The sequence below is a fragment of the Pseudomonas sp. HS6 genome (assembly GCF_023375815.1).
GTDB lineage: Bacteria > Pseudomonadota > Gammaproteobacteria > Pseudomonadales > Pseudomonadaceae > Aquipseudomonas.
Window position 1 is genome coordinate 317355 of sequence record NZ_CP067412.1, and the last position, 11878, is coordinate 329232.

Here is an 11878-nt window from a genome sequence, read left to right on the forward strand (position 1 = left end):
TGAGAGCCAGCCTGCTGGCGATGGCGGCGGGTCAGTCAACATTGATTTTGAATGTGATGGCCTCATCGCGAGCAGGCTCGCTCCCACAGGGTTGGGTGTTGCTTTTCTAGCGGAGTCTTACGGCATCAGCACCGCACGACGGGCGTCACCGAGGATGTCGACGCCGTTGAGCACGAACTTCTGGGTGCGCACGTCGATGTCGATCACCGGGACGCCATTTTCCAGACGGTTGTAGGTACGGCAGGAGAGTTCCAGATTGGTCTTGGGCTTTTCACCCATCTTCACCGCGGTTTCTTCCAGGGATTTCAGCTTGCCGCCGACCGTGTGGTAGGTGAACCAGGTGTTGCCGTCCTGGTCCTGACCGGCTTCACGCACGTTCAGCAGGATGTCGTCGCCCAGCTTCACACCCAGCGCGAGCATGACTTCGGGGCCCATGCCTTGCAGGGTCAACTTGGCGTTGAGCGCTTTGCCGCCCTTGACCATTTCTTCAACAATGAAACGGCCGCCACGCATCTCTTCCACATCGAATTCGATCTTCGGCGGCGTGAATTCTTCCACGGTCGCCGACAGTGGCAGGCCTTGCAGCGTGGCCGCGATGGCCTGGCGATTACGGTTGGTAAACATTAGAGAACGTCCTCCAGGAACTGCTCGATGATTTCATCGCGGGCGTTGAGTTGATAAACCATGTGTTCGTTCGGCGCGTAGCGGCCGTAGTCGATGACCACGTACCAGGTGCCGTTCTTGTACTTCTCGACGCTGTTGAGTTCCGGGTGCAGGTAGACGCTACCGCCAGGAATGGTTTCGTCGGCGACCAGGGTTTGCAGCCAGTCGTTGATGCGTTTGACTTCCTGATCCATGAACGACTTGGTCAGGTTCTTGGCCATGGCTTTCTGGCCGGCCTTCACCAGCTTGCGGCTGATGGCGTCTTCCAGACCGACGTAGCTGATGAACTTGCCGGTGATCGAACGGTTGCCCAGCAGCGAGAAGCCGCCCAGCACGGTGCGGGCGTAGTAGCTGACGCCGTAGCGGTTGAGCAGATCGCCTTCGGTGGAGGTGTCGAGGATGTTGTATTCAACGACGCGGGACACGTCTTCGGCGTAGGTCACCTGGTTGCCCGGGCTCTCCCACTGCTTGACCTTGGCCAGCGCGGCAATCGCGAGGCTCGATGGCGCAAGGAAAACGTTTTTCTTCGCCGCTTTCGAGTACACCGCCGGCATGTTGTGCACCACCAGGCAACGGTCGAAACCGAGGTCGGCGCCGCCCAGATCCTTGCTGTACAACACTTGGTCAGCGACCGAAGCATCCTTGCCGTCCAGCACTACACGGGCCTTGATGCGCTTGCCGAACGAGGCGAACTCGCTGGCCACCGCTTTAGTGCCGGTGAAGCCCGGCGCGCCGATGATGGTCAGGTCTTCCGGGACGCTGCCCAGTGCAGCCAGACCGAGCTTGCGGCCGGTCGCCGGCTCAACGCCGCCGATCACTGCGTTGACGGTGTCGGCCGGGGTTGCGCCCGCTTCGACGATCACCACGTACACCGGCACCTTGACCACTTTGAGGATCTGGTAAACGGCGTGGTACAGAGTGCCCTCTTCCGAACCGGTCGGGTCGAGCAGTGCGTGGGTGGTGAAGCTGTTGATGCGAAACGGTGCGTTGCGCGGAATCAGCGGATCGGCTTTCGGCGCGGTGCCGACCAGACCGATGACGTTGTCGCCCAGGCCACCCATGGCCTCGGGGGATTCGGTGGCATTGACGGTAATGCCGTTGTGCTCGAAGTTCAGAACCTCAGCCATATTCAGTCAGCCTTCTTGGCAGCGGCCTTCACGGCCTTGGTGGTAGGTGTTTTCAGTTCCAGTCGACCGGCGCCGTGCAAGGCACTGGCCTCGACATCGAGCAAATCGAGTTCCTGGCCGACGCTCGACCAGTGCCCACCGCCGGTGGGGAATGGAACGAGCACGGTGTAGGTTTGGCGGGTTGCCATTTTTCGTTTCTCCATAAACGGGAAAGCCCCCTGCTTTCAGGAAGGGGCTGAATTGCTGATCAGCAGATAAGAAAACGCCCCGACGGTGCGGGGCGTTTTTATGCAGGCAGGCTGGCGAGCCATTGCGGCGCTGCTGGCCGGTGTTCGGCCAGGGGCAACTCACCGCCCACCGGCCAGATGCGAAGCGTGCGGCGATAGGTTTGCAGCTCGAGGTATTGCGCCGGGGTCAGCAGCGTAGGCCAGCGCTCCACTTCATCACGGTACTGGTCAACAACACTGTCCGTGGCTTTGATCTGCAGGTTGCGCCACGAACGCTCATACCCTTCCAGTTCGGCGGGCGTCGGCCCCGGCCGGTCAACCAGGATCGGATAGCCGTCATCATTCGCGACGATCAGCTTGCCGATGGACTGACCGGTCAAAAGCTCCTGCCAGTACTCCTGGGTGATTTCAACGGCATCGGCTGGAATCTCTCCCCCAAAAGGTTCGTAAAAACCGCCCGTGGATTTTGAATAAAACATAGGTTCTTCCTTGTTTGATAAACCAACGTATCCCAAACCACCCACTTGGGTGGCTGGACATGAAAACGCCCCGATGTGCGGGGCGTTTATTGAAGCGCCGGATCTGGTGTGCCGGGTGAGGATTCCGGCCAGCCATCCTTGAGTATTTCATCGGTGAAGGTGCCGGCCTCAAGCGCCTCCAGCAAGATCAACTCACGGTCGAAGCAAGCCTGCACGTGAGCGCGGACAGCCTTGGCAATGGCAAGAATCTGCTCGGCGCCGATCTCGACAAAACCATTGAGGGTTTTGAAGTTGCAGCGATACTCAGGGTCGAGAACTGCAGAGAGCCCAGTGCCGGCGATCAGCGCCTGGCTGTCGCGGGTCGTATCAATCGACAATCCATCGACGACAACGCCGACACCTTCATGTCGGTAGCGCTCTTGTGCGATCAGCACCGCCTGTCGCCCTCGCTCCAGTTCCGCAGCGTCAAATCCAAAAGCAGCCTCAAGCTCTTGAATAGTTGGCTCGTGATCAAACAGAACTTCGCTTTCGCTTAATACCCAATCAGGCTCGACAAAACGCAACGACGCACCATTGTTTGAATATGCTCGATACATAAGTAAATCCTAGAAAGTATAAGAGGTCGCATAGCCATTACTGGCTGCCGGGGCACTGTTCGCCGAATAATAGAGTGTCAAAGTCCCCCCCAGCGTCAGGCCGGAGAAGGGGGTCAGGCTTCCCATATTCGTAGTTCCACCAGAACCAAACACAATGGAGCCAGTGCCTGTCGAATCCGAACAAAGCGTTATGGAGCTGCCTGCGGCATTGGTTGCGCTGGTGATAACATGGACATAACCGCCTATCGAATTTGCATTTCGCGGAACAAAACCGGTCAATGAAAGCGCAGTGAATGTAGTGGCCGAACCATTGATTAAAAATCTCTTTGTCTCAGTTGTAACTGTGCGACCACTCTGTACACCCGCGTTCAACTGACCACTGGCGTTAGTTTGCCAGACGCTCACCAATGCGCTGGAGGTATATCCCGTCGGCATATAAGTGCCAGCATAGCTTTCGGGAACCGATACCGACGTGGCGTTGACGCCCAGCAACTTTGCAACTTTTAACTCAGGGTTATAAATAACGTAAATGCCGACGCTACCGCTTGCAGGTGCAACGCCGAAGTCCATTCCGCCCGCGCCAACGGTGGTCAGATTTATGGAGAGATTGACGTTCGATAACTTGTACTGGCCAACGCCTGGTTGCTCGACAATCAATTGGTCGGCCGTAAGCGTTGCAACCGATGCAGCAGCGGGCAGCGATACTCTGAGATTACGCGCGGCGCCGACTTCTGCACCGTTAAGCCGAGCCGACCTGGCATCTGCAGCCAATGCTGCGACATCAATGCTTCCCTGATTGACCGGTGCGTTCCAGGCTTTGATGCACCACATGACGGCGAGGTTGCGGGGGCGGGTTTCAATGCCACCTTTTTCTGCTGACGGCATATGGATGTTTGAGGTCAGCGTTGCACCCAACACCCCTGCCCCCGCCGGCTTGGGTATCGGAGCCAGATTGGTGAAACTACCTACCAGATTGCCGCCTACGGGATTGGGTACTGTTCCGGTATCGGCAGTCAGGACCGTGTGACAGTGATCGACCATTGAGTGGCCTTGGTTCGTACCGAGCCCACGCCCAGCATCCACCCCACGCCCATGATCCCAGCCCCGCAGGAATTCACCACGCGATTCCGGCAAACGGAAGTTACCCGCGCCCTCATCGCCCTTGTTGAACGTCGTACCGAGATACGCCGCCAGATCCGGATAGATCGCAATGCTCTGCACGCTGCCATCCAGCTCCAGATAACCGGCAGGCACGACGCCCGTTGGGAACGACAGTACAGCACCCACCGGAACAGAAGATTTAAGCTGCGAGACTTCCTTCGCCAGTGCAGCTACATCGATGCTTCCTTGATTGATCGGTGCGTTCCAGGCCTTGATGCACCACATGACTGCGACGTTGCGCGGACGGGTTTCAGTTCCACCGGTACTTCCAGTCACCCCCTGAGAGGCGCGCCAATTGGTAACAGCCAGCCCGGAGGCATTACCCTGAACCATTTCGTTGCCGGTGGACGAGACCGAGTGGTTGTGCGCCTTGAGCATATCGGCCTGAGCAGTACCGACATTGCGACCTGCATCCACGCCTCGACCATGATCCCAGCCCCGAAGGAATTCACCGCGCGAATCCGGCAAGCGGAAATTGCCCGTACCCTCATCGCCTTTGTTGTAGGTCGTACCGAGGTAAGTCGCCAGATCCGGATAAGTTGCAGTGCTCTGCACACTGCCATCCAGCTCAAGAAAACCGGGCGGCACAATACCCGTCGGAAACGCCATGACAGCACCGACCGGAACGGCCGAGCCGAGGCGTGAGACTTCCTTGACCAATGCCGCCACGTCGATGTTTCCCTGATTGACCGGGGCGTTCCAGGCTTTGATGCACCACATGACGGCGATGTTTCGGGGGCGGGTTTCTGTAGCAGCGCCGAAATTATAGGTTCTTACACGACCGATATTCAGATCAGCGTTGTCACCTTCTGTACGCAATACCCAATCAGTAGTCGTATCCTTCAACACTACTGTCGGAATCTCTCCATTCGGGTCAACGGCCTGTCCACCTCCAGAGCCTGTCGGAAGGAAATGGTAGTGAGCCTTCAGACTATCCGTCTGAGAACTTCCTTGAGCACGTCCGCCATCTACCCCACGCCCATGATCCCAACCGCGCAAAAACTCCCCACGCGCTTCCGGCAACCGGAAATTCCCGACACCCTCATCCCCCTTGTTGAACTTGCTGCCCAGATAGGCGCTCAAGTCCGGGTAAGTCGCGCTGCTCTTGACGCTGTTGTCCAGCTCCAGGAAACCCGGTGGCGGCGTATCAACGGGGAACGCCACAATCGAGCCCACCGGCAACGCCGAGGCCTTGGCAATCAGCGCTTCGACTTCAGCCTTGGTGTAGGAGTCCTTGATGCCGAAACCGGACAACGTGTCGGGATTCGAACCCGCAGTCGCGCGGCCATATTCGTCGACGCTCAGACTCTTATAAGTACCGGCAGCAATCCCGGTGCGCCCTGCCAGCATCTTGAATGCCAGCGCGGTGGTGCCGAGGGTGATCGGCGCGTTGGTGGTCAGATGCCACAGCGAGTCGCCGTTGAGCGTGCCCTCTTCCACCATCACCGTCAGGCCTGGTGTGACCTTGGCGCTGACGTTGGCATCGTTGGCCCGAGTCCAGTCACCGTTGGCGACGATCCACAGACCGTTGTCTTTCGCCAGAGTCTGACTCGGCAGCAGCACGCGGTCGCCGGCAATCACCGCCACACCGTCGATCTGCTGCGCACCGTTCAACACCACGTTGGCGGTGGCGGCGACACGTACCGATTGTTTGCCATCGAGTTTGCCGAGTTCTTCGGCGAGGTAGCTCATGACCCAGGCACGGGTGGCCTTGACCACAGTGTCGTCGATCAGCAGCGTCACCAGCGAGGCATTGCTGGTCTCGAAAATCGAGCGAATGTAGAACTCTTTGCCCGAGCCGGATGTGGCCAGCACCGGTTTGAACGACTCCGGGTATTTGACGATGGCGTAAAGAATGCCGGTGTCGGTCCACAGCCCGGCTTCACGCACGTACCAGCCGCCGACGTCCGGCGGGATGGTGACTTCGGCGAGCAGCCAGCTCGGGTTTTTCTCGTCCTGGAACAGTGCATTGAGCGGTCCGCGCCAGACTTCTCGCTTGAGCGCGGTGGCCGTCGCGGCCGGGTTGTAGACCGCGCCGCCGCCATCGCCGACGGAAATCTGCGTCAGCTTGATCGGTACGCCCGCCGCCTTGCAGGCGGTTTCGTAGGCAATCCCTGCGTTGGTTAGCAGGGTGTAATAGTCAGCCATTCAGGCCCCCTGAGGATAAATAGTGGATGTTTCGACGGTGTAGAGAGCGGCCGCCATGAAGGCTTTGCCGGAGGTTTCGAGTCCTTCGAGGAACACCGGATAGACCGTGGTCAGTTCGCCGCAGAAGGTCGCGGCACCGATGACGTGGTTGCCGAAGGCGCTGAGGCCGACCGATACCGACAGCACGTCCCGTTCGCTCTTGGCATCAGCCAGGCGTCGGTCGAGACGGGCGTCAATGGCTTCGCTGTAAGGTTGTTCGCTGAAGGCCCGTACAGAGAAGCTGTAAGGCGTGCCCGGCGGAGTCTGTTCGTACCAGGCGCGGATTTCGGGTCTGAGCTGCAACCCCTTGGCGGCGTTTTCCAGCGCCTTGCGGGTGCCGGCCTGACGCGCGGTGGGCCAGGCCAGTTCGACGGTCAGGCGTTTTTCGGCTTCCGGTGCGTCGGTGCTCCATTCGGCCACGCCGCGATCTGCGGCGAGATACGGCAGGAACGCGACCGGTGTCGAGCTTGGATTCATCAGTTCGGGAAACGGTGGCGCGATGCGGTCAATCAATGTGCTGAAGCCGATGTCGAGTGCCCGCTCCAGCGCCGAGCTGTTGGCCGGCAGCAGGGTCGGACGCGGTGTCTGGTCCGTCATAGCGTCTGCACCTCGACCTCGACCGCCGTGCAGTACGGCGCTTGAAACGCGGAGCACACGATGGGTGTCAGCGGTTCAAGAATCTGCAACTGCACGGCGCCGGCGCTGTGCAGCGTGTAGTCGATCCAGCTCGGGTCGACCCGGCCTTCCAGACGATGGCAACTGTCGGCGTAGGCTTGCAGATGTTGTTCGGCGGCAACTTTGGTCAGGCCCGAATCCGGGCCGGAATTGATCTTCGCCACGACGCGGATTTTGTAGCGCTGAATGTCAGCCGCTTTGACGGTGACCTTATCGGTTTCCGGGCAGACATCGGGCCGGGCGAAGTGTTGGCGCACACCGTCGAGCAGCGTTGCGGACGGCGTGCCGTCGGCGTCCCGGGAGAGTACCGTCACCTGCACTTCGCCGGGGGCCGTGCGGCGACCGTTGCCATCCTTGACCTGTGCGGCGAGACCGTCCGGTGCGAAGGTGTAGGTGACGTTGACGACACCGGCATCGGTGGATTCGACCTTCACCGCCGGCCGTTCGCCGAGGGTGAAGACTTCGCGGCGGTACTGCATCCGCGAACCCGCCGCCGGGGCATGGGGCGCCAGGTAATAGCGCAACCGGGCGTCATCGTCGCTTTCGTAAATCGCGGGCACCGGCGGGAATGCCGCCGGGTCGCCCGGGTCAAGCAACTGCCGCTCCAGGCCCATGTCCGCCAGCCGCGCATCAAGGTTGCTGCCGGTCGCCCACCACGCCAGCATCTGCTTGATGCGAGCGTTGTATTTGCGTTCGTGGGTTTGCAAGCGAACGCAGAAAGCTTCCAAGGCCATGGTCAGCAGTTCGCTTTCGTTTTCCAGGCTGGTCTTGAGTTTCGTGGCGCTGTCCGGCGAGCGGGTGCCGACATACTCGAGGACGAAGGTCTTGAACTCGGCCAGCAGATCCTCGAAGGCCTCGACCTTGATCAGTGAAGGTTCGGCCAACTGGTTCTGGCCAGGGATCAACATGCTCATGTCACGACCTCGAAAGTCTGTTGGCGGTTTTTCCAGGTGCCGGCAAACCGCAGCAGCAACCCGGCGCCCTGACGGCTGGCGACGATCACTTGCGGCTGGAAGTCGCCGATACCGTTCTGTGTGTTGTAGAACGCTTGCGCGGCGTGGCTTTGCGCCAGAAGCAGAACGTCGTCACCGAGGTTCTGTCCCAGCAACGTGGGAATCAGCGACCCGTACAAAGGCCGTTTCTGCCGTGTGCCCAACGGCGTGGTCAGGGCTCGGGTCGCGCGCTGCACGAATTGCAGCCAGTCGTCGACCGTGGCCCCGGTGTTTCTATCGATTCCGATCATGGGAGGCTCTTGATTCAGGGGCTGATGACGCGACCCTGGTGATCCACCAACGGGCCGCTGAAGTGCACGCCCGAAGCGTCGATCGTCAGGCCGACGGCGCCCAGTTGCAGGTTGATCGCTTGCGGCGTCATCGCCAGCCGCGCCGGGCCGATGCTCAGTTCAAGCGATTCGCGAGAGCCGTTGAAAGCCGCCGGGCCGTTTTGCCAGTGCAGGGTGTGAGAGGCATCGTCGTAGCCACTTTCGCTGCCATCGACATGCACCCGCCGCGTCAGCGTGGGGACGGTGGCGGCGGGTGGAAAACGGTCACTGTTCAAGCCGAACAATGCCACGCTTTGCGCACCGCTTTCGCCGCTGCCGTAGTTGAACAGCAGACACTGCTCGCCCACGCTTGGAATTCGCGACTCGCTTTGCGCACCGGCGCTCGGGTTGAAGAACTTGATGGCCGGGGTGAGCAATCCACCGTGGCTGACCCGACAGGTGTTGCTCGCCGCATCGACCTCCTGACAGATGCCGATGCGGCAATAACTCTCGGCGCGCCGGTGCAGGTCTTCGATCTCCGCTTCCATCTCGGCCAGACGTTCGATGATCGGGCCCAGTTGCATACGCAGTAGTGCGTCGAACATCGGTCAGGCCTCCAGCGAGGTGTATTGGTCAGGGTCATCGATGTCGCTGACTTCCCAGGTACGAGCGAATTTCGGTGTGCCGAGCGGATCGTCGAGCAAGGTCGGACCGAGATACAGGGTCTGATTGAATGTCAGGGTCCATGCCTTGTTTGGCTGATCGGCGCGAATGGCCAACGACGGCATGCCATCAATGTTCATCGGCAAATCACATTGCTCGCCGGGCAGGCCCCAGCGGTTGTCGGTGATCAGGTTTTTCAGTATGGCGATCAGGTCGCAGGCAGCAAACGCCGTGGCGGAAACCGCCGGAATGACCTGCAACGACAGCGTCAGCACATGGGCAATCCGCCCGTTGGCTGCACGCTCTCCCGGTGCATTTCGTTCGATGTCGATCAGCACCCAGGCCTTGTCGCCGGGTGCCGTGAAATCATCGTGTTTACCAACCTGCACGTTCAGGTCGACGGTGTTGCGCAAGGCTGTCGCCATCGCAGTGAACAGCTGCGATGGCTGCCGGATCGGTGCGGGCATGCATGACCTCCTTTTCAAATGTCCACGCGCAGTCCCGCCGCACGACGTGCAGCGAGACAAGAAAGTGAAGGGGTTACTGCGGGTCGCGCGGAGGTACTTCGCAGACGCCGATGCGCTTGGCGGCCCAGCGTTCGTACAGACCGATCGCCACGTCGGCACCAGCCATTGCGGTGAGGCAGCCGAAGGCGCCGGCGGCCCAGATCGACATGCCGGCGGCGTACAGCAGCATGATCGCCGAGACGCCGCAGATCATGCAGGCGCCGGAGCGCAGCGCGAGGCGTCGCAGCAGTGGCCAGCCGCGGGCGCCGTCCTTGTCGGCGCGCCACATTTCGCCGGAGACCCCGCCCGCCACGGCCAGCAGGATGACCAGCCAGATCGGCATGTCCGCCAACGCTTGTTGCTCGTTTGTCATGTCACGCCTCCTGAAAGCGTTGATGAAATAAAGGGGCGTGAGCAGACAGCACCGAAGCGGTGCTGTCTTTCACACGGGTAGTCACCGCAGCGACTCTGCGCAGGGCGTTACAGGCGCTCAACGATGACGTTGTCGATAAAGGCATAGTTGGCGTATGGGTTCTGCTCGTTGGAAAACGCCAGAGTTGTCTGCGCGGTAATCGCGGTGAACTCGTAAGTGACGATGCTCCACTCGACCGCGACGCCTTTGGCTGTCGGGGTGTTGAACGTGGCGGTTTGCCCGGCCACTTTCACCTGAATGACACCGTCTCCCGAGCGGCTGGCGTATCGCGAGTTACCCGCGCTGAAGGTCAATCGGTATCGGGCGCCCGGGGTGGTGGCGAAATTCTGCTGAATTCCTCCACCGTTGCCGTAAACATAGTTGGCGAGATCAACGATCATCACGCCATCTGCTGCCACAGAACCACCGATGGCATTGGGCATGTTGAAGTATTCGGCACCGGACAAGAACGTCGTCCAGCCCGTAATGGCATTGGTTTTTGCCGGGGTGTCCAGAATGCAGCCACCAGCGCATGTCGATTGTTCAAAGCTGCCGTTCACCAGGAGGTTTGCAGCGATTGCGCTGCCCCCGTTGCCAAGCAGTGCCATAGCAAGAAACGGAGCAGCGTATTTCTTCAGAAAGTTCATGTCTTTTACCTATGAGGTGATTGATCAGGTTGTGCTGACGACGCAGCACACATGTCGCTCACAGGCGATCGCTCGGGGCTCGTGGCCTTCACATGATTCAATGTTCCGCAGCGGGAACATTTGATCTGGAGTTCTGTGAACTCGCCCACCCGGGCGAGCAGTCTTTTGCAATTGCCGCAGCGGCAGTCCTTCAACATCTGCAAATCCTTTTGTTTCTCCGCCTGACTGCGTTTATGCCGTGAAGCTTCGTTTAAGCGGCCTGCATCAGGCAGGCATTCCAAAAAGCCCGGTAATGCCCCGGGCTGCTCGGTGATACGCTCTCGCGTCTTGAACTAGAACGGCGCTACCGGCCAGTTGATTGTGGTCGGATAACCGGATTGACTCTTCACTTCGCTGACAGCGATGTAGTACTCCTGGTAAGCAATCCATGCAGATTGTTCGGCAGGTGTGGCAACACCCAGAAGGACCTTGTATTGCAAAGGATTGAACTTCAACCAACGAGCAGCCTCGTCATAGCGCTTCTCGCACTGCCCGGTCACCATTTGAATTCGCTCTTCAGCCGTCAGTTCGGTGAAGACCCACGAGTCCGACGACCCGTTAAAGTACGATTTGGCCTTCCATCCCACCTGAGCTGTCGTGTCGCCTGTGACATCGATCCATAGACCCTCCTCCGAATTGGCCGGCTTGGCTTCATCGGTATCCAACACTTGCTCAACCACCATAAAACCGGTTGCGTAGGCTGCGTTTACAAGTACATATCGTTTCATGTGTTTCCCTTCTGGTTTGATTGTCCTGAACGCGGGCTCATCGCACTGCGCAAACGAACGATTAGGTTTATCTCTGCGGTTACTACGCTGGTAGGCATTCCAAAAAGCCCGGCCATTGACCGGGCTTTTCAGTAATGCGCTCCTTCGCCTTCCTTCGATCCTGTGTACGTGAAGGAAGCTGACTTTTCGGCGCTACTGGCGCGGTACGAGTCCGTTCAAATTGTTTTTCCGACCGCGGTCCCTGCCCGCCGGATAACTGCTTCTGGTGCTTTACGCTGCACACCCGGGTCAGTTGCCAACCCTCTGAACCGTTGAGGCCGGTTCATCGCTGCCTGTTCTTGTGGAACTAAAGAGCTGTTGTTGCCAGCCGCTTTGTCGAGCGGCTTGGTGGCAAGAATATGCATGTATGCATATCCAGTCAATGCGCAAATGCATTTATTTATGCATGAGAAATGCGCAGATGCATGAAAGCCCCGCCAATCAAGGGTTGTCCGGTTTTCTACAGGC

16 protein-coding genes are annotated in these 11878 nt (G+C 59.4%); all 16 read right to left on the minus strand.

Annotated elements, in window-relative coordinates:
• Window positions 1-117: 117 nt before the first annotated feature.
• The 16 genes from JJN09_RS01595 to JJN09_RS01670 all read right to left on the minus strand — a co-directional run bounded on the left by JJN09_RS01595 (window position 118) and on the right by JJN09_RS01670 (window position 11775).
• Window positions 118-624 (minus strand): phage major tail tube protein, encoded by a 507-nt coding sequence (locus tag JJN09_RS01595; protein WP_249485171.1) that lies wholly within the window; start codon window positions 622-624, stop codon window positions 118-120.
• Complete coding sequence (locus JJN09_RS01600; protein WP_192559916.1) at window positions 624-1790, minus strand: phage tail protein; 1167 nt, start codon at window positions 1788-1790, stop codon at window positions 624-626. Before JJN09_RS01600 ends, JJN09_RS01595 begins: the two co-directional genes overlap by 1 nt.
• 2 nt (window positions 1791-1792) lie before the next feature.
• Entirely contained in the window at window positions 1793-1978 is a 186-nt protein-coding gene (locus JJN09_RS01605) for a hypothetical protein (RefSeq protein WP_248744319.1), read from the minus strand.
• Between the two features lie 98 nt (window positions 1979-2076).
• Window positions 2077-2496, minus strand: a complete 420-nt coding sequence (locus JJN09_RS01610) for a phage tail protein (protein WP_249485172.1) — start codon at window positions 2494-2496, stop codon at window positions 2077-2079.
• 86 nt (window positions 2497-2582) lie between these two features.
• On the minus strand, window positions 2583-3092 hold the full coding sequence (locus JJN09_RS01615; RefSeq protein ID WP_249485173.1) for a DUF4376 domain-containing protein: 510 nt from the start codon (window positions 3090-3092) through the stop codon (window positions 2583-2585).
• A 9-nt stretch (window positions 3093-3101) separates the two neighbouring features.
• On the minus strand, window positions 3102-6401 hold the full coding sequence (locus JJN09_RS01620; RefSeq protein ID WP_249485174.1) for a tail fiber protein: 3300 nt from the start codon (window positions 6399-6401) through the stop codon (window positions 3102-3104).
• On the minus strand, window positions 6402-7037 hold the full coding sequence (locus JJN09_RS01625) for a phage tail protein I (RefSeq protein WP_249485175.1): 636 nt from the start codon (window positions 7035-7037) through the stop codon (window positions 6402-6404).
• A complete protein-coding gene (locus tag JJN09_RS01630) occupies window positions 7034-8029 on the minus strand; it encodes a baseplate J/gp47 family protein (RefSeq protein WP_249485176.1) in 996 nt (331 codons plus the stop codon). The genes JJN09_RS01625 and JJN09_RS01630 overlap by 4 nt, the downstream gene beginning before the upstream one ends.
• Complete coding sequence (locus tag JJN09_RS01635; RefSeq protein ID WP_249485177.1) at window positions 8026-8358, minus strand: phage baseplate protein; 333 nt, start codon at window positions 8356-8358, stop codon at window positions 8026-8028. The genes JJN09_RS01630 and JJN09_RS01635 overlap by 4 nt, the downstream gene beginning before the upstream one ends.
• A 14-nt stretch (window positions 8359-8372) precedes the next feature.
• Window positions 8373-8981 carry a phage baseplate assembly protein V gene (locus tag JJN09_RS01640; RefSeq protein ID WP_249485178.1) on the minus strand — a complete coding sequence of 203 codons (609 nt, stop codon included), beginning with the start codon at window positions 8979-8981 and terminating at the stop codon, window positions 8373-8375.
• A 3-nt stretch (window positions 8982-8984) separates the two neighbouring features.
• Complete coding sequence (locus tag JJN09_RS01645; RefSeq protein ID WP_249485179.1) at window positions 8985-9506, minus strand: hypothetical protein; 522 nt, start codon at window positions 9504-9506, stop codon at window positions 8985-8987.
• A gap of 73 nt (window positions 9507-9579) precedes the next feature.
• Entirely contained in the window at window positions 9580-9918 is a 339-nt protein-coding gene (locus tag JJN09_RS01650) for a phage holin family protein (protein WP_096819604.1), read from the minus strand.
• Window positions 9919-10025: 107 nt separating this feature from the next.
• Window positions 10026-10604 (minus strand): DUF642 domain-containing protein, encoded by a 579-nt coding sequence (locus JJN09_RS01655; RefSeq protein ID WP_249485180.1) that lies wholly within the window; start codon window positions 10602-10604, stop codon window positions 10026-10028.
• Window positions 10605-10609: 5 nt separating this feature from the next.
• Entirely contained in the window at window positions 10610-10807 is a 198-nt protein-coding gene (locus JJN09_RS01660; RefSeq protein ID WP_249490878.1) for a Com family DNA-binding transcriptional regulator, read from the minus strand.
• A gap of 129 nt (window positions 10808-10936) precedes the next feature.
• On the minus strand, window positions 10937-11371 hold the full coding sequence (locus JJN09_RS01665; RefSeq protein ID WP_249485181.1) for a tail fiber assembly protein: 435 nt from the start codon (window positions 11369-11371) through the stop codon (window positions 10937-10939).
• A 215-nt stretch (window positions 11372-11586) separates the two neighbouring features.
• Complete coding sequence (locus JJN09_RS01670; RefSeq protein ID WP_134825654.1) at window positions 11587-11775, minus strand: hypothetical protein; 189 nt, start codon at window positions 11773-11775, stop codon at window positions 11587-11589.
• Window positions 11776-11878: the final 103 nt, after the last annotated feature.